The organism is Acetobacter papayae JCM 25143 (genome assembly GCF_000613285.1).
In the GTDB taxonomy this organism is placed as follows: Bacteria; Pseudomonadota; Alphaproteobacteria; order Acetobacterales; family Acetobacteraceae; genus Acetobacter; species Acetobacter papayae.
The window spans coordinates 1-18952 of record NZ_BAIN01000013.1 but is presented as its reverse complement, the minus strand read 5'-3'; the positions used below and the strand labels follow the sequence as shown (position 1 = coordinate 18952).

The window sequence follows — 18952 nt, the reverse complement described above, 5'->3', positions numbered from 1 at the left end:
CCACAGGGCCTGACATTTTGCCCAGTTCACCCTTTTCATTTTGTGGGCTATTCTGCGCGACAATGCAAAACGTGTTCTCTCTTTCCCGCCGGTTTTCCCTGTTCTGTGCCGCAACCCTGCTGTCCCTTCAGGGTGCGCAGGCGCAGATCGTCACCAGCAATTCCGCGCTGGACCAGCTCGGCTCGGCCCCGGAAAAGGCCAGACCAGCCGCCCCAGCCAAACGGGCAAACACGACCACAACGCGCGAAAAGAGCCAGTCCCACGCAGCGGCACACAAGCCCGCGCAGGAAACCAATACCCACGAAACCGAAGCCACAACTCAGGCTTCCACAACACCGCCTGTGGCCTCAGGCACAGGTGCAACCACGGCAACGACTGCCCCAACGCCTGCAGCCACCCATACGCCGGGGCACCCGCCCCCGGCGGCAACCATTCCCGCGGCACCGCCCCCGCCGCCGGTTCTGACCCCCACGCCGGAAATCGCCCTGCACCCCTTCCCCATTCCACCGCAGCCCACTGTGGTGGTCACGGCCACGGGTACGGCCACCCCTATTGCCGGTGGGGTGCGCATCACCTTTGCTCCAGGGTCTGACGAACTGAATCCGGCCACGCATCAGGCTATTCTGACATACGGGCAGTCCTTGGCCGATAAGCCGAATGTCCGTGCCATTGTCATGGCCTATAGCTCAGGGGCACCCAACGACCCGTCCCTGCCACGGCGGATGGCGCTGCTGCGCGGTCTGGCCGCGCGCAGCGTGCTGATGAACAGCGGCATTCCCTCAACGCGGATATATGTGCGTGTTATTGGCCAGCCTGCGGCAGGCGCACAGGGCGCCCCGCAGGACTATATCGACCTTGCCCAGTCCGACAGCCAACCCTGAGGTAGCCAGCCCCTACGGGCTGGCTCCCATCAAAGCGTCTGTTCGATCTTGATCCGGGCTTCGGTGGCGAGTTGGTCCACCCGCTCGTTTTCCGGCACGCCGGAATGGCCCTTAACCCAGTGCCACGAAACATCATGCGGCTTGGCGGCATCCAGCAACCGGCGCCACAGATCCATATTGGCAACCGGGTCGCCCGAGGCGTTGCGCCAGTTGCGCCGCACCCAGCCCGTATGCCAGCGCGTAATGCCATTACGGACATATTCGCTATCGGTATGCAGGCTGACAACGCACGGGCGCTTGAGCGCTTCAAGCGCCTCGGCGGCAGCTGTCAGCTCCATGCGGTTATTGGTGGTTGCCGTCTCACCACCTGACAGTTCGCGTTCCTTACCCTTGCACCGCAGCAGAACACCCCAGCCACCGGGGCCGGGATTGGGCTTGCAGCCGCCATCTGTCCAGATTTCAACCACCATTGTGGCAGACTGTTCAGAGGCAGCAGCCTCCCCTTCCGGCATAAGGGCTGAGGGATCAGAATCCGTAGCCACTGGCAGTCTCCGTCGCCATGTGAAAGCGCAGCCGGCGGACATAGTCCATCGGGTCCTTGGGGGTAACCAGCGCTCCGTCAGGTGTGTTCAGCCAGTCATATAGCCGGGTCAGCAGGAAACGTAGTGCCGCACCACGTGCCAGCACCGGCATGGCGTTACGCTCAGCCGTTTCAAGCGGGCGTACTTCCTCATACCCCAGCATAATCTGCCGCGCGAAGGTAATGTTGAACGCCCCGCTCTGCTCAAAGCACCAAGCGTTCAGGCAGATGGCGATATCATAGGCCAGGAAATCGGTGCAGGCGAAATAGAAGTCGATCAGCCCGGACAGGTCGTGATTAAGAAAGAACACGTTGTCAGGAAACAGGTCGGCATGAATCTGCCCGCGCGGCAAAGCGGGCGTTTGCCCGTGGCCCGGCCATGCAGGCAGTGTCGCGGCCAGAGCGGTATCAAGCTCCGCCGCCAGACCGGGGAATGCGGTCTGCGCTGCGGGGCGGCAGCTTTGCAGCAGGCCAGCCCATGCATCCGGTCCAAGGCTGTTGGCCCGTTCAGGCGTATAGGACCGCCCAGCCAGATGCAGCCGCGCCATGGCGCGGCCCAGCGGGCGGCAATGCTCGCTGCGCACGCTGCGGGGCCATACACCGGGCAGGAAGGTGGTAATGGCGGCAGGCCGCCCCGCCAGTTCCAGTAGTGTGCGCCCCTGCTGGTCAGCCACGGGCTGCGGGCAGGTTACCCCCTCGCGCGCCAGATGCTGCATCAGCCCAGAAACCACGGCAGTTCCGCCGCATTCACACGTTTTTCGTACAGGGTGAGAATGAAATCGCCTTCTGTCGTACGCAGATGGAAATTACTGTTCTCAACCCCTTCGGCAATACCTCGGAACGAGACCAGCGTGCCTATGGAAAAACCTTCCAGAAACGCACGCAGGTCTTCATCCCCAATGTCCGTATAGACGGCCATGAACCACCCTTTAGCCCAGCGGAGCAGGAAGACGGAAAGTGACGTTTTCCTCCTTCACGATCCGCTCCTCGATGCACAGGGTATAACGCTTGGCCATTTCGGCCAGCATTTCCTGCACCAGCGCTTCCGGCGCGGATGCACCCGCCGTAATCCCCAGCGTGCTCACGCCTTCCAGCACCGACCAGTCCAGAGAATCCAGACGAGGCACCAGCAGTGCGCGCCCGGCCCCCGAACGCTCCGCCACTTCACGCAGGCGCTGGGAGTTGGAGGAATTGGGCGAACCGATCACGATCACCAGATCGCATTCAGGCGCGATATCCTTTACCGCTTCCTGACGGTTGGTGGTGGCGTAGCAGATATCCTCACGCTTGGGGCCTTCGATCAGGGGAAAGCGGGTGCGCAGGATATCGACAATTTCAGCCGTATCATCCACCGAGAGCGTAGTCTGAGTAATGAAGGCAAGTCGTGCGGGGTCTTCAGGCTGGACGGTGCGGGCTTCTTCCGCATCGTTGATCAGCGTCATGGCGCCGGGCGGAAGCTGCCCCATGGTGCCAACCACCTCGGGGTGGCCCGCATGCCCAATCATCAGGATATGGCGGCTATCCGGCCCACCTGCGGCATAATGGCGCTCAGCCTCGCGGTGCACCTTGGACACCAGCGGGCAGGTTGCATCTAGATACAGCAGGTTGCGGCGTTCGGCCTCGACGGGAACCGTCTTGGGCACGCCATGAGCCGAGAACACGACATGGCCGTCTGCCGGCACTTCATCGAGTTCTTCGACAAAAATGGCACCCTGGCTTCCAGTTCCTCCACCACGGTACGATTGTGCACGATCTCATGGCGGACATAGACCGGCGCGCCGTAACGGCGGATGGCTTCCTCCACAACACGGATGGCACGATCCACCCCGGCGCAGAAGCCACGCGGCCCAGCCAGAAGAACCTTGAGAGAGCGGCCCTGCAGGGCATCCGAACCCTGAGGAGCGGCTTTGATTTCAGTTTGATCGGGCATGGTGTTCCCCAAAGTTGCCGCGGACTGTATAGAAGAGAGCTGGCTATGAAGAAGCATATTGAAAACCGGCTATGCCCGGAACCAGAAAAGGTAACAGCAGGTGTGGCCTACGCAAAGGACGCAAGGGATGCAACCCGTTTTGCGGCATATTTACCCCGAAAAGCACCTACGCAGGCATGCGGCCTTCATATGACCAGTGTTTTCCAGCCTGTTTTTCCTGTTTTCCTGTAACGCCGGACTGTCCTCATGTTTCATGATCTCACGCCCATGCGCCATTCCCTGCCCCGCATCGCGGCCACCGGCGGGGCTGCTCTGGCCATGCTGACAACGCTCGCCGGGTGCGGCAACCAGGATGACAAGTCCATGGTGTTTCCGCCCGCATGCCCCATTACGCATATCCCATCCGAGGCGGCGGACTATTATCTTTATGCCAATAATAGCACGAATTTCCGTGATCTGATCGCACGCGCCAGCATTACCAAGCTGCAGGGCGACTGCCTCGCCGCCGGGCCGAAAGACCTCAAGACCCGAATCGTGCTCCGAATCAGCGTCGAGCGCGGTCCAGCCTCAACGGCCAGCACGCTGTCCCTGCCCTGGTTCGTAGCTGTGCTGCATGGCGACAAGATCGTGAACAAGCATGTGTTCCACCACACACTGACCTTCCCGCCCAATCTGTCCAATTTCCAGACCGATACCAAGGTTGTCAGCGTCGATCTGCCGATTGTCCCCAAGAACATCGATTCCGACTACCGTTTCGAAATCGGCTTCCAGCTCGACAAGGACCAGCTCGACTACAACAAGGTTCATCTCAAGCGCGCGAACTATCAGGCTTACTGATAAGCCAACGCCTGAAAAGGCCGCTGCTCTCAACAGAGCAGCGGCCTTTTTTATAGAGCGGGCTGCGCGTCAGCCGGAAAACGCGCCAGTTCCAGCATTCTGGCCTGCCGTTCGGCCAATGCCTTTTCATCAAACCCGTCCACAATTTCGTGGAACAGGGCATTCCAGTTCATTTTCACCTTCAGGCGCATGAACACCGAGCCCAGCCCGATAGCCGAGCGATCCACCAGCACGAATTCACGCGGCAGGCGAACACCACCTACTTTCTGCAGGCTTTCATGCACCCGGCCCAGAACCTCGCGCCCATGGGCGGGAGCGTTGTCTTCCTGAATGGAGCGTTCGCGGTCATCCATCAGCGGTGTGAACAGCAGACCCGCCCATTCATTGAGCACCTCCACCTTCTCGCGCGTTAGATCCTTGAAGCCCCATGCTTCATACGCATGGGCGGCAAGGTCGATATCGCCCGTTTTCAACGCCGTGTAGAGGTCGATATTCCCCTTGATGAAACTCGGCTTGAAAATACGAATCGCGCCGAAATCAAGCAGGTTCAGCCCGCCATCCTCCCGCACCGTAAAGTTGCCCATATGCGGGTCACCATGCACCACGCCGTACTGGTAAAGCGGCACATACCAAGCGCGGAACAGGGCTCGGGCAATGGATTTTTTTCGCTCTTCATCCATACCCGCCTTGATGGCCGTGCCCAGACTTTCCCCCTGCACCCATTCCATGGTCAGCAGACGGCGGGTGCATAGCTCATCAACTGGGCGTGGCACCGTAATCTCGGGGCAGTCAGCCAGTATGGCGTGATACAGCCGCATGTTCGCGGCTTCGCGACGGTAGTCGAGTTCTTCACGCAGGCGCTCGCTCAGCTCCTCCACCACATCATCCTGACGGATAGCGTTATCAAGCTTGTGGTAAACCCCGATAGCCATGCGGAACTGCCGCAGATCGGCCTCCACGGCGGTATTCATGTCGGGATATTGCAGCTTGCAGGCTACGCGGCGGCCATCGGCCAGCACGGCCTGATGCACCTGCCCCAGACTGGCCGCAGCCGATGCCTCGCGCCCGAAAGAGCGGAAGTGTTTTTCCCAGCCCGGCCCCAGTTCCGCCGTCATACGGCGGCGGACAAAATTCCAGCCCATGGGCGGTGCATTGGACTGAAGCTCGGCCAGTTCTTCGGCATAGTCCTCAGGCAGGGCACCGGGGATGGTGGCCAGAAGCTGAGCCGCCTTCATCAGCGGGCCTTTCAGCCCGCCCAGAACCGTTTTGAGGTCTTCCGCATGGGCGGCACCCCCGTTGTACAGGCCAATCTTATGCCCGGCCAGCCGGGCGGCAATGCCACCCACGGTGCCCGTGGTCTGGACCATGCGCCGGAATTCGCCAAAAACCCCGGAATTATCGAGATCGCGCGCCATGCTCAGTCCCGCTCCAGTTCGTCAATAAAGCCGGAAATCACATCCAGCCCCTTGCGCCAGAAAGCCGGGTCCGAGGCATCCAGCCCGAAGGGGGCCAGAAGCTCACGGTGGCGTAGCGTGCCGCCGGCCTCGAGCATGGCAAGGTATTTGTCAGCAAAGCCCGGAGCGCCTTCGCTGTAAACACGATAGAGCGCGTTCACCAGACAGTCGCCAAACGCATAGGCGTACACATAGAACGGCGAATGGATGAAATGCGGAATATACGCCCAGAACACATCGTAATCTGGCGTGAAGTTAAAGACCGGGCCGAGGCTTTCCGTCTGCACCGCACGCCAGATTTCACCAATACGCTCGGGCAGCAATTCGCCGCTACGGCGCTCGTCATGCACACGGGTTTCGAAATCATAAAAGGCAATCTGCCGCACCACGGTGTTGAGCATGTCCTCCACCTTGCCGGCCAGCAGCAGCCGACGGCGCTGGGGGTCGGTTTCGGCATCCAGCAGGGAGCGGAAGGTCAGCATCTCGCCAAACACGCTGGCGGTTTCCGCCAGTGTCAGCGGCGTATCAGACATCAGATACCCCTGCCGCGCGGCCAGAACCTGATGCACTCCGTGCCCAAGTTCATGGGCCAGCGTCATGACATCACGAATACGCTCGTGATAATTCAGCAGGATATAAGGATGCGCCGAAGGCACGGTGGGGTGTGCAAACGCACCGGGCGATTTGCCGGGCGCGGGTGGTACGTCAATCCACGGATTGCTCAGAAAGGTGCTGATAATGCTGCCCAGACGCGGATCAAACCCGTCATAGGCCTTTTGCACGATGTCCTTGGCCTCGGCCCAAGGAATAGCACGCTCGTCACTACCCGGCAGGGGAGCGTTACGGTCCCAGTGTTCAAGCTTTTCCAGCCCCATCCAGCGGGCCTTGAGCGCATAGTAGCGGTGCGAAAGACGCGGGTAGTCAGTCTTTACGGCTGAAACCAGCGCATCCACCACCTCATCTTCCACCATATTGGACAGATTGCGCGACGAGGTGGGCCGGGCGTAATGCCGCAGCCCGTCGGCAATGGACTTGTCCTTGGCCAGCGTGTTGGTAATGAGCGAGAACAGCCGCAGATTGGTGCCAAAAACCTCGCCCACGGCCTTGCCCGCCAGCTCGCGCACGGCGCGCTCGGGGGAGGACAGGCGGTTGAGCGCCTCGCCCACCGTCATCTCGCGACCATCCAGCGTGACACGCAGGGCTGCGATTGTCTCGTCAAACAGGCGGCACCAAGCCTGAGCCCCTGTGACGGATTTCTCCAGAAAGACCTTTTCCACTTCATCGGAAAGCTGGTGCTCACGATACATCCGCACATCGCGCAGGTAAGGCTGCCAGCGCGCCAGTGCGGGGTCTTTCAGCTTTTGAGCAAGGTCGCCCTCTTCCAGCCGGTTCAGCTCAAGGCCGAAAAACAGCAGGTCCGCTGCGATCGTGGTCAGCCGTTCATTCATGGACTGGCTGAAACGGCTGATGGCGGCATCCGACGAATCCGCGGCAAACAGCAAGGAAGAATAAGAGCCAGCACGGCCCAGCTTTTCTTCCACCGCCTCGAATGTTTCGAGGGCTTCGGCCAGTTGCGCGCCGGATAGGGCGGCAAGTTTCCCCTGATAACGCGCGCTGAACGCCCGCGCCTGCTCGGCAGCCTGCGCCAGATCGGCCTCAAGCTTGGGGTCGTCCATCCCCGCATACAGGGCGGAAAGATCCCAGCGCGGCAGGCTCGCCTGTGTATCGGCGGCAGCCTGTTCCACCTCGGAGGAATAGGCGGCAGCACCGCAGGAGGGTGCGGCACGCCGCAGGGAAGACATGAAATGGGGGGATGACTTGGTCTGTTCCATACCCCCACTCTAACCTGCAAATTTGCCCGAGGCGAGAGCACTTGCCGGGTGCGGCACGCAGCGCCCCAATACCGCCCCCCAAATACGAAGCGGGCAAAGAGGAAGCCCCTTCGCCCGCTATCGTTCATTTACCTGTTCGCAAAGGGATCAGGCCGTTTTTTCCAGCGCCACTTCGGGAACGGAAAAACCAATCACCTTGGCGTAATCGGTGGGTACGATCTGCCAGAAGCGCGGCAGAACCTCTTCCCACTTGTGCAGCAGCATGGCCGCATAGGCAGAATCGGTTTCTTCCACGTGGCGTTCAACCAGCCGCTTGAGGGTATCGGCCCATTTCGGATCGACAACCCGTGTCCAGATCAGGGATTCGGGGTTGATGCGCTTGTCGAAGGTATTGTGCTCATCCAACACGAAAGCCATGCCGCCGGTAAAGCCTGCGCCGAAATTGTCGCCCACATCACCCAGCACCACAACGGTGCCGCCGGTCATGTATTCGCACCCGTTCGACCCGCAGCCTTCCACCACGGCCACAGCCCCCGAGTTACGCACCGCAAAGCGCTCACCCGCCTGCCCCGCCGCATACAGCTCACCCGCCGTTGCGCCATACAGCACCGTGTTGCCGATAATGGCGTTCTGGTTGGACACCAGCGTGGAGGACACGGACGGACGCACCGTAATGGTAGCCCCCGAAAGCCCCTTACCCACGTAATCGTTGGCATCGCCAATGACTTCGAGCTTGAGCCCCTGCACCGCAAACGCCCCGAGCGACTGCCCAGCGGAACCGCGCAGGCGCACCGTCAGGTGCCCCGGCGCCAGCGTTGCCATGCCGAACTGACGCACGATCAGCGAAGACATGCGCGTGCCAATGGCGCGCTGCGTGTTCTGCACGTTGTAATGCAGCTGCATTTTCTCGCCATGCGAGAACAGCGGCTGGGCATCGCCAATCATCTGCGCGTCAAGCGTATCGGGCACCTCGTTACGGCCTTCAAGCGTGCAGTAGCGCGCATACGGGCCGGGGTCCGCCTGAGACAGCAGGGAGTTCAGATCCAGATCATCCAGATCATCCGTGCCACGTGAAACCTGATGCAGCAGATCCGTGCGCCCGATCACCTCATTGAGGGTACGGAAGCCGAGCGATGCCAGAATGTTGCGCACATCTTCGGCAATGAAGGAGAACAGGTTGATCACCTTCTCCGGCGTGCCTTCAAACTTGGCGCGCATGGCCGGGTCCTGCGAACACACGCCCACCGGGCATGTGTTGGAATGGCACTGACGCACCATAATGCAGCCCATGGCCACAAGGCTGGCCGTGCCGATACCGAATTCTTCGGCACCCAGCATGGCGGCAATCACCACATCACGCCCGGTCTTGATCCCGCCATCCGCACGCAGGCGCACGCGGTGACGCAGACGGTTGAGCATGAGCACCTGATGCGTTTCCGCCAGACCCAGCTCCCACGGCAGACCCGCATATTTGATGGAGCTGACCGGACTGGCCCCCGTGCCACCGCAATGGCCGGAAATCAGGATGGCATCAGCCTTGGCCTTGGCCACACCTGCCGCAATGGTACCGATACCCGAGCGCGCCACCAGCTTGACGGTTACCGTCGCATCCGGGTTGATCTGCTTGAGATCGTAGATGAGCTGCGCCAGATCCTCGATCGAGTAGATATCATGGTGCGGCGGGGGCGAGATAAGGGTCACACCCGGCGTTGCATGACGCAGCTTGGCGATCAGCTCCGTAACCTTGAAGCCCGGCAACTGCCCGCCTTCACCCGGCTTGGCACCCTGCGCCACCTTGATTTCAAGCTCGCGGCAATCATTGAGATACTGCGCGGTCACGCCAAAACGGCCCGATGCCACCTGCTTGATGGCAGAGGAGGCATTGTCACCATTGGGGCGCGGCTTGGCGCGTGCCGGATCTTCACCACCTTCACCGGAATCGGATTTCGCACCGATACGGTTCATGGCGATGGAGAGCGTCTCATGCGCTTCGGGGCTGAGCGCACCCAGAGAAATGGCGGGCGAGATCAGGCGCTTACGCAGCTGCGTAATGCTTTCGACCTCTTCCACCGGAATAGGCGTGCGCCCTTCGCGGAAGTCGAGCAGGTCACGCAGCGCCACGGGGGGCTGCGCGCGCACGGCATCGGCATAACGCTTGTAGGTGGTGAAGCTGTCGGTTGCCACGGCGGTCTGGAGCATGTGGATCACCCCGCCGTCGAACGCATGCTGCTCCCCGGTGCGGCGCATCTTGTACAGCCCGCCCACCGGCAGGGTCAGAGCGGAAGCCGCCGACCACGCCTGCTTGTGCAGACCCAGCACCTTACGAGCGATGCCCGACAGGCCAATACCGGAAACGCGCGAGGGCATGCCGGGGAAGAATTCCGCCGCCAGCGCACGGGACAGGCCCACGGCCTCGAAATTGCAGCCGCCACGATACGACGCACGATGGAAATACCCATCTTGGACATGATCTTGAGCAGACCCTTGTCCACCGCCTTACGATAACGCTCCATGCACTCACGCAGGCTACGCTCGCCAAACAGGCCCCGACGGTGCCGCTCGGCAATGCTTTCCTGCGCCAGATACGGGTTGACCGTGGTCGCACCGACCCCGATCGTCACCGCAATGGCATGCACATCCAGCGCCGTGGCCGTGCGTACGTTCAGCGAGGTGAACGTACGCAGCGAGGTGCGCACCAGATGCGTATGCACCGCCGCCGTAGCCAGAATCATGGGAATGGAAGCGCGTTCGGCGGACTGATCCTCATCCGTCAGGAACACATGGGTGCAGCCACGGCGCACGCCTTCCTCGGCCTCACGGCGAATACGGGCAATGGCTTCACGCAGGCCGGCCTCGCCATCGGCAGCGGGGAAGGTGCAGTCGATCACACAGCCCGCGTCCTTACAGAACGCGCGCAGGGCTTCATATTCACCCGAAGTCAGCACTGGGCTGGGCAGTTGCAGCATGGCGCACTGCTCGGCCGACTGGTCGAGAATGTTGCCCAGATTCCCCAGCCGCGTCACGAGGCTCATGACACCCGATTCACGCAGGGAATCGATAGGCGGGTTGGTCACCTGGCTGAACATCTGGCGGAAATAATGCGACAGCCCGCGATAGCGTGAGGACAGAACGGCCAGAGGCGTATCATCACCCATGGAGCCGATGGCTTCGCTCGCATCTTCCACCATGGGGTGGAGAATGGCTTCCAGTTCCTCAAGCGTAGTGCCAACCGCAAGCTGGCGGCGGCGCAGTTCGTCGCCCGTATAATGCGCGGGCTCCGTCACATCGGAACGAACCAGATGCCCGACCTTTTGCGTGCGCTTGATCCAGTCCGAGAAATCCTGACGTTCGGACAGCACATCAAGCAGTTCGGCATTGCCGTACAGCCGCGCCTCGTCCAGATCCACGCCAATCATCTCGCCCGGGCCAAGGCGGCCACGGCTGACAATGGCGTTGTCAGGCACGCGCACCATACCCGTTTCCGAACCCACGATCAGCAGATTGTCGGTGGTGATGGTGTAGCGCAGCGGACGCAGGCCGGAACGGTCAAGCCCCGCAACGATCCAGCGCCCATCGGTGGCGCACAGGGCGGCCGGGCCGTCCCACGGTTCCATAACCGCGTTGCAGTAGGTGAACATGTCCCGATGCGCCTGCTTCATGGAGGAATTACCCCCCACGCTGGCCGGGATCATCAAAGCCTTGGCCGCAGGCGCATCACGCCCGGCAAAGGTCAGCAGTTCAAACACGTTGTCCAGTGTCGCGGTATCGGAGCCACCAGCCTGCACCAGCGGCTTGATATCGTTCATCCACGGATCAAGATCGGGGTGAGAAAGCCGCGTCTCGTGACTTTTCATCCAGTTGACGTTGCCCGAAATGGTGTTGATTTCACCATTATGCGCCAGACGGCGGAAAGCTGCGCCAGCTTCCATGTCGGGAAGGTGTTGGTCGAATAGCGCTGATGATAGATGGCAAAACGGCTGATAAACCGCTCGTCGAGCAGATCAGGATAGAATTCCGTCAGATGCTCGGCCAGAAACATGCCCTTATAGATAAGGGAGCGGCATGAGAGCGAGCAGATATACAGGTCAACCTGTGCTGCGATAGCCGCCTTTTCGATACGCCGACGGATCACGTACAGGTCGCGCTCGAACGTTTCCTCGTCCCGGCAAGGCAGGTTGCGGATCAGGATCTGTTCGATTTCAGGCCGGGTCGCATTGGCTTTCTCACCAATGCAGGCCGTGTCAATCGGCACCTGACGCCAGCCGTAAATGCCGTAACCCAGAGCCAGAATTTCGGTTTCGATAATCTGGCGGCACTGTTCCTGCGCGCTCATATCAGTCTTGGGCAGAAAGACCTGCCCCACCGCAATCGGCCCCTTGTCCGGGCTATCGCCCGTACGACGGATGGCATCGGCAAAGAACGCCTGCGGAATTTCAACGTGAATACCAGCGCCATCGCCCGTCTTGCCGTCGGCATCGACAGCACCACGGTGCCAGATGGCCTTCAGGGCTGCGATACCGGCTTCCACCACCTCGCGGCGGCGCTGGCCGTCGAGAGCAGCAATAAGGCCCACACCGCAGGAATCGCGCTCATCAGCCGGGTCGTACAGCCCGTCCAGCGCTGTTACGTTGGCGTCCCACGCGTTCAGGAACTCCGCGCCGCTTTCCATGTTCGGAACCTGTTCCATCGTCATCAACCCTGCTCCTGCGCGGCGGGTGCCGTATTGTTTGCTTCAATCCACTGCTGAATGCTGTCGGCAGCCTCACGCCCGTCCTTGATGGCCCACACCACAAGGCTGGCGCCGCGCACGATATCGCCCGCGGCAAAAACGCCGGGCACCGTGGTCTGGAAATCCTGCTGGCCAACCTTGAGCGTGCCCCAGCGCGAAACCTCAAGCCCCGGCTGCGCCCAGAGCTGGGGCAGCGGCTCGGGATCAAACCCCAGCGCCTTGATGACCAGATCGGCCTCAAGCGTGAAGGAAGAACCTTCAAGCGCTTCCACGGACTGACGGCCCGAGGCATCAGGCAGACCCAGCTTCATGCGCGTGGCGCGCACACCCGTAACATGACCATCGCCCACGAACGCCTCGGGAGCGGCCAGCCATTCGAACTGCACGCCTTCTTCCTCGGCGTTTTTCACTTCACGGGCGGAGCCGGGCATGTTCGCCTTGTCGCGCCGGTAGAGGCAGCGCACGGATTTGGCACCCTGACGGATAGCGGTGCGCACGCAGTCCATGGCGGTATCGCCACCACCCAGCACCACCACATTCTTGCCGTTGGCATCCAGCGCCTGCGCGTCATCCGGCAGGACATCGCCCAGCGAGCGACGGTTGGAAGCGGTCAGGTAATCAAGCGCGCGCTCGATTCCAGCCAGACCTGCACCGGGGCCACCGATTTCGCGCGACTTGTAAACACCCGTGGCAATCAGTACGGCATTGTGGCGCGCACGCAGGGCGTCGAACGACAGTTCGCCTTCCCCGCTACCAATCCCCTGACCGAGGTGGAACGTAACGCCGCTTTCCACCAGCAGATCATGACGGCGGGCCACGATATGTTTTTCGAGCTTGAAGCCGGGAATACCATAAACCAGCAGACCACCCACGCGGTCGTAACGGTCATAGACATGCACCTGAAAACCGGCAGCACGCAGGCGCTCGGCCGCGGCAAGCCCGGCTGGGCCTGCGCCAACGATCCCCACCGATTCCTCACGCTCCGCGAAAGGACGGGTCGGGCGCACCCAGCCGTTTTCAAAAGCTGTATCGGTAATGTAGCGCTCAACGGCACCAATGGTCACGCTCTCGAACCCCGGTTCGATCACGCAGTTGCCTTCGCACAGCCTGTCCTGCGGGCAGATACGGCCACAGATTTCAGGAAAACTGTTGGTGGCGGAGGACACGCCATAGGCTTCCTCCAGCCGCCCCTGAGCGGTGAGCATCAGCCAGTCGGGAATGTTGTTCCCCAGCGGGCAGTGAACCGAGCAGAACGGCACGCCGCACTGCGAGCAGCGGCTGGACTGTTCCACGGCACCGGCAGGCACGAAATCCGTATAGATTTCGTCAAAATCCGCGCGACGATCTTCGGCCGTGCGTTTCTCCGGCTGTCTCTGCTGAACGGAGACAAATTTCAGCATCTTGTTTGTCATGCGCAATCCCCGGACGACAGGGCGCGCCAGACAGACCTCGCCCCTTAAATCAAGCGACGCGCACCCTGCCCGTTCCTACGGGCAATAAAAAGACAGCATTGCTGTCCTTTTTGTGTTTTCTGGCAGTTTTCTGCAGAAAAATCACACATCTTTACCCTAAAAAGCACCCAGCATCACCGCTCAGGAACAAAAATACCCGCGCGACCACCCCCAGCCCGGTAGCGCTCCAGATAAAACGGCACACAGGAGGCCACACTGCGCGGCACCAGCCCGAACGGCTCAAACCCCGATTCGTTCGCGGGCATGACCGTATCGCGCGAGAGCATGAGCAACTGATCGCGCGTTAGCAGCTTGCCCGGCAGTTTTTCCAAAACCCAAGCCTGAAGCCGGGCGAGAGACAACGGCACATGCAGCAGGGATTTGTCGCGCCCGGTTTCTTTCAACACCAGCCGTGCAATCTCACACATAGACATAACCTGCGGTCCACCCAGCGGCCAGCTCCGGGCCACGTAACCATCCTGCGTGGCAAGCCTACCCACCACCTCTGCCACATCACCCACATAAACAGGCTGCACCCGCGTATCGGGCTCATAAACCGGCAAAACAGGCAGGTAGCGCACCAGCGTGGCGAACAGATTGAAAAAACGATCCTCAGGCCCAAAAATCACGGACGGGCGCACAATAGCGGCATCGGGCCGGTACTGCTTGACGGCATTTTCACCCTCCGCCCGACTGCGCCCGTAAGCGGATGGCGCATTATCTTCCGGCCCGCACCCAAGGGCGGACATATGCACGAAACGCGCCACACCCGCCTGCGCGGCTAAGCGAGCCACACGCCCCGCCCCCTCCACATTGACCGCCTGAAGAGTCTGCCCGCCCGATGACCCAGCACCGCCGCAAGATTGATCACCACATCCGCCCCACGCACCACGCAGGCCACGGATTGCTCATCCCGCACGCTGGCATAGAACGGCGCCACCTGCCCCACACGCCCCAGAGGCCGCAGCAGCGCACCACGGTCCGGCCTGCGGCTGGCCACGCGCACCATGTAGCCAGCCTGCGCCAGAAACTGCACGACATACTGCCCGACAAAACCGCCGCCACCAAAAACGACCGCCGTCCCGCTTACACTCATGACCCTGCCTTTCCGCATGCCGCCAGCAGCACACCGGACACAGAACACGCGCCCGGCCCCCGACGACCGTGATGTGTAGGTGGAGTGTGACCCAATCACGCACACTCGGGAACCTCCCCACAGGGAATTCCCCTTTACCTTCACAGGAATGTGGTCAAGTGGCGGAGCGGACAGGATTCTTTTTGCCTGTTTCAGAAAAAATACATTTTGTGCGTTGACGTGCCCTCACACCCACGGTAAACGCCTCTCCACCAGCCTGCTCCGAGCGGGTTGCCATTTGAGCCCAGATGGCGGAATTGGTAGACGCGCAGGTTTCAGGTACCTGTGGCCGCAAGGTCGTGGAAGTTCGAGTCTTCTTCTGGGCACCATCTCTCCCAAATAAAAATAAATACATCCCCTTTGGGGAGCCACCCTCTCGCTTGGGTCAGCTTTTACCTTGCTGTACACAAACCCCTGATATGGCGTAATTTATTTTCCACTCGCACCACGTTTTGCCAGTTGACGCCCACCCGCACCCACGGTAAACGCCTCTTCACCAGCCTGCTTCAAGCGGGTTGCCGTTTGTGCCCAGATGGCGGAATTGGTAGACGCGCAGGTTTCAGGTACCTGTGGCCGCAAGGTCGTGGAAGTTCGAGTCTTCTTCTGGGCACCATCTCTCCCGAACAATAATATAAAGCCTATCCGGCTAGCCCGCGCCCGCTGCGGCAAAGTAGCGGTTAATGGCATCGCACAGCGCACCTGCAACCATCGCCCGGTGCCCGGCCTGCTTGAGTGCTGCCTCGTCCAGCCTGTTGGACATGAAACCCATCTCCACCAGCACAGAGGGAATCTGGGCCGATTTCAGCACCGCAAAGGCGGCATGCCGGTGTGGGTGCGACAGCAGCAGCACACGTGAGCGGAAAGAGGACACCACCGCCTGCGCCATATGCGCCGAGCCCGTGCGTGTTTCCTCCGTAACCAGACTGGCCAGAATCTGCTGCACCTCGGGCGAGGCCCCATGCACCAGCGGACCACCGTAACGGTCCGCACTGTTTTCCGTGCGCGCCAGATCAGCCGTCTGCGTGTCGGATGCGCCATGGGCATGCGTATAGACACTCGCCCCACGCACCGAAGGATTATGCAGGGCATCCGCATGCATGGACAAAAACAGCGCCGCACCATGCTGCTGCGCCAGTTCAACCCGCCCTGCCAGTGGAATGAAGTGATCGCTGCTGCGCGTCATGGCGACACGATAGCGGCCCGTTGCCAGAAGCTGGTTCCGCAATTCCTGCCCCGCTGCCTCGGCCACATGCTTTTCATACGTGCCGGACAGGCCGATAGCGCCGGGGTCCTTACCGCCATGCCCGGGGTCGAGCATGATCAGGGGCTTGGGCGGCTCCGCCCCGCCAATAATCGCAGGGGCCGCAAGCTTGGGGGCATGATGCGCCGCACGCGCCAGCGCGCCAGCCCACGGCACGGCACCCCCACCGCAACACCACCGAGAATAAGGCGCCTCGGGAGTAAAAGCCCTGAAGAGCCACGCCCGTAAAGCGCATCTTCGGTAGGATAAGACTGCATTACCCCGGAATTTTTCCCGCCATCCTGCGACATTGGCTCTCCCTGACAGCATTCCCCGCAAAGTCTAGCACCGTGCGCGCTCCCTGTGCCAAGAAATCACGCTGGATAAAATGCCCCACAGTCTACTTATCTCAGACTAGCCAAAGCCTTCTGGTCGCGTTGTCATATGGCTGTCACATGAATGTCTTGCAGACAGCCAGTATTTGCGCCATGCTTATTGTGCATGGAAAAAGGGCTTTAATGCCCGCCGTGCAGACTGTGTTCCAGTTTCTGGCCCGCAACGCCCGCAGGCCGCCCGGATTGAGGGTGGCCCGGTATGGAGCATCAGAAGTCGGCGCACATAACAAAGGACACGTGACAATCGCCCGTTTCAACGCCCTGAACACGACGGACAGACCGCAGGTGGCATGCCCCCTGGCTGGTGCCGCGCCGTGGCTTCCGGTCGGTTGGGGCGCAAGCGCTATCCGTGTTCCAGTTCATGCCTCTTTTTACCCGCAGGAAGCGCCCCCGCGCCACGTTATGCCCTTGTGGCAGCAGCGCGGCACGGGCTGGCCACCTGCGCACCGGAGTTGTTTTTTTTATGTCAAAGCGGATGCTTATCGACGCGACACACGCGGAAGAAACGCGCGTGGTCGTGATGGATGGAAACAGACTTGAAGATTACGATGTTGAATCGGCTGCCAAAAAGCAGCTCAAAGGCAACATCTACCTAGCACGTGTTATCCGGGTTGAACCCAGCCTTCAGGCCGCTTTTGTGGAATATGGTGGCAACCGGCACGGCTTTCTGGCCTTCAGCGAAATCCACCCGGATTACTATCAGATCCCCGTAGCGGATCGTGAGCAGCTTCTGGCCCTGCAGGCCGAAGAAGAAACCCTGCTCCAAAACGCCGAGGACGAAGATGAGGAAGGGGACGCCCCCAGCGCCTCCGCCGAGGACGCGGAAGGTGCCGAACCCTCTGAAGAAGGCGAAGACGCCCCCTCGTCCGAACAGGCCGATGCCCCGGAATATGTGAGCGGTGAAACCGATACGGGCGAGGAAGCGCTGATCCAGAAGCGCATTGCCCGTTTCCTGCGCAATTACCGTATTCAGGAAGTCATTCGCCGCCGTCAGGTCATGCTGGTGCAGGTGGTCAAGGAAGAACGCGGCAACAAGGGTGCCGCGCTGACCACCTATGTATCGCTGGCCGGCCGCTACTGCGTGCTGATGCCCAACGCCCTGCGTGGCGGCGGTGTGTCGCGCAAGATTACCTCCGTGCCCGACCGCAAGCGCCTGCGCGATATCATCAGCGGGCTGAACCTGCCACGCGGCATGGCCATGATTGTCCGCACCGCAGGCGCACAGCGCCCCGGACCGGAAATCACCCGTGACTGCGAATACCTGCTGCACCTGTGGGATGACATCCGCGATCATACGCTGGGCTCCATGGCCCCGGCGCTGATCTATGAGGAAGCCAGTCTGGTCAAACGCGCCATCCGCGATGTGTATACGCGTGATGTGAGCGAGATCGTGGTGGATGGCGAAAGTGGCTGGAAAGCCGCCCGCGACTTCATGCGCATGCTCATGCCCCAGCACGCCGAAAAAGTGCGGCTGTGGAACAAGGAAAACCAGCCCCTCTTCACCCATTATCAGGTGGAAGGGCACCTTGATGCCATGTTCTCCCCCGTGGTGCCGCTGCGCTCGGGTGGGTATCTGGTTATCAACCAGACCGAGGCACTCGTCGCGATCGACGTGAACTCGGGCAAGGCCACAAGCCAGCGCAACATCGAGGAAACCGCCTTCCGCACCAATCAGGAAGCGGCAGATGAAGTGGCGCGCCAGCTCCGCCTGCGCGACCTTGCCGGGCTGATTGTGATCGACTTCATCGACATGGAGTCCCGCCGTCACAACGCCATGATCGAGCGCCGCCTGAAGGACGCCCTGCGCAACGACCGCGCCCGCATCCAGATTGGCTCCATCTCCCATTTCGGGTTGCTGGAAATGTCACGCCAGCGGCTGCGCCCCTCGGTGGCGGAAGCGGCTTTCGTGCCCTGCCCGCACTGCAATGGCACCGGCGTTACCCGCAGCGTGGAAAGCTCCGCCCTGCATGTGCTCCGCTCCGTGGAAGAAGAAGGCGCACGCCGCCGGGCCTCGGCCATTACGGTGCATGTCGCCGCGGATATCGCTTTCTATATCCTGAACAACAAGCGCGACTGGCTGGGCCAGATCGAACAGCGCCACCAGATGGAGGTTCTGTTCTCGCCTGACGCCACGCTGCAGGTGCCGGAAATCCGCATCGAGCGTCGCCAGAGTGCGCGCCATCCGTCGGCATCGCAGCAGGCCACTCAGCTTGCCCCGGTTGAAAACGTGGTGGCCGACGAGCCCGCGACGGAAGAAAACCTGCCCACCACACAGGCCACGCAGCCTGTGGCACAGGCACAGCCCCGGCAGAATGAAGCCGAGGCCGCCGTGCAGGGTGAAGCCGGTGCTCAGGGTGAGGACGAGCCGCGCCGCCGTCGCCGCCGTCGCCGTCGCCGTCGTGGTGGTGGCGGGAACGAAAACGCCCAGTCCGATGCCACTCAGCACGCGGATGCCGATACCGAGGAAGACGCGGATGAAGGGCAGGAC

At 61.3% G+C, this 18952-nt stretch carries 9 protein-coding genes, 2 tRNA genes and 4 pseudogenes; 5 read left to right on the top strand and 10 right to left on the bottom strand.

From position 1 onward, the window contains the following. Positions 1–62: 62 nt before the first annotated feature. Positions 63–881, top strand: a complete 819-nt coding sequence (locus JCM25143_RS05290; RefSeq protein ID WP_081773480.1) for an OmpA family protein — start codon at positions 63–65, stop codon at positions 879–881. A 29-nt stretch (positions 882–910) separates the two neighbouring features. Here JCM25143_RS05290 and rnhA read toward each other — a convergent pair whose 3' ends face one another. From rnhA to ispH, 3 genes and pseudogenes are all read right to left on the bottom strand, one after another. Then, entirely contained in the window at positions 911–1393 is a 483-nt protein-coding gene (rnhA, locus tag JCM25143_RS05285) for a ribonuclease HI (protein WP_025860279.1), read from the bottom strand. A gap of 13 nt (positions 1394–1406) precedes the next feature. Then, positions 1407–2380, bottom strand: a pseudogene (locus tag JCM25143_RS17090) (homoserine kinase). 10 nt (positions 2381–2390) lie between these two features. Continuing rightward, a pseudogene (ispH, locus tag JCM25143_RS17085) lies at positions 2391–3391 on the bottom strand (4-hydroxy-3-methylbut-2-enyl diphosphate reductase). A 246-nt stretch (positions 3392–3637) separates the two neighbouring features. Here ispH and JCM25143_RS05265 point away from each other — a divergent pair. Next, positions 3638–4228, top strand: a complete 591-nt coding sequence (locus tag JCM25143_RS05265; RefSeq protein WP_025860277.1) for a hypothetical protein — start codon at positions 3638–3640, stop codon at positions 4226–4228. A 50-nt stretch (positions 4229–4278) separates the two neighbouring features. Here JCM25143_RS05265 and JCM25143_RS05260 read toward each other — a convergent pair whose 3' ends face one another. The 6 genes and pseudogenes from JCM25143_RS05260 to JCM25143_RS17075 form a co-directional block, all read right to left on the bottom strand. Beyond that, entirely contained in the window at positions 4279–5643 is a 1365-nt protein-coding gene (locus tag JCM25143_RS05260) for an ABC1 kinase family protein (protein WP_025860276.1), read from the bottom strand. A 2-nt stretch (positions 5644–5645) separates the two neighbouring features. Further along, the gene (locus JCM25143_RS05255; protein WP_408735025.1) at positions 5646–7514 is read right to left on the bottom strand and encodes a M3 family oligoendopeptidase; all 1869 of its coding nucleotides are present in this window, start codon (positions 7512–7514) and stop codon (positions 5646–5648) included. Between the two features lie 147 nt (positions 7515–7661). Beyond that, positions 7662–9923, bottom strand: coding sequence for a glutamate synthase-related protein (locus JCM25143_RS23530; protein WP_234394992.1), 2262 nt, complete (start codon positions 9921–9923; stop codon positions 7662–7664). 89 nt (positions 9924–10012) lie between these two features. Then, a pseudogene (locus JCM25143_RS23525) lies at positions 10013–12183 on the bottom strand (glutamate synthase central domain-containing protein); the annotation flags it as partial. 23 nt (positions 12184–12206) lie between these two features. Further along, a complete protein-coding gene (locus tag JCM25143_RS05245) occupies positions 12207–13655 on the bottom strand; it encodes an NAD(P)-dependent oxidoreductase (protein WP_025860274.1) in 1449 nt (482 codons plus the stop codon). A 173-nt stretch (positions 13656–13828) separates the two neighbouring features. Beyond that, positions 13829–14824 (bottom strand): annotated as a pseudogene (locus tag JCM25143_RS17075) (complex I NDUFA9 subunit family protein); the annotation flags it as partial. Between the two features lie 247 nt (positions 14825–15071). On the opposite strand from JCM25143_RS17075, the gene JCM25143_RS05235 reads away from it, so the two are divergent. Next, a tRNA-Leu gene (locus JCM25143_RS05235) sits at positions 15072–15158 on the top strand. 197 nt (positions 15159–15355) lie between these two features. Continuing rightward, positions 15356–15442, top strand: a tRNA-Leu gene (locus tag JCM25143_RS05230). Positions 15443–15475: 33 nt separating this feature from the next. On the opposite strand, the gene JCM25143_RS05225 is transcribed toward JCM25143_RS05230, so the two are convergent. Next, positions 15476–16246 (bottom strand): N-acetylmuramoyl-L-alanine amidase family protein, encoded by a 771-nt coding sequence (locus tag JCM25143_RS05225; RefSeq protein WP_025860273.1) that lies wholly within the window; start codon positions 16244–16246, stop codon positions 15476–15478. A gap of 681 nt (positions 16247–16927) precedes the next feature. On the opposite strand from JCM25143_RS05225, the gene JCM25143_RS05220 reads away from it, so the two are divergent. Further along, a partial coding sequence (locus JCM25143_RS05220; RefSeq protein WP_025860272.1) for an Rne/Rng family ribonuclease occupies positions 16928–18952 on the top strand: 2025 nt, incomplete at its 3' end.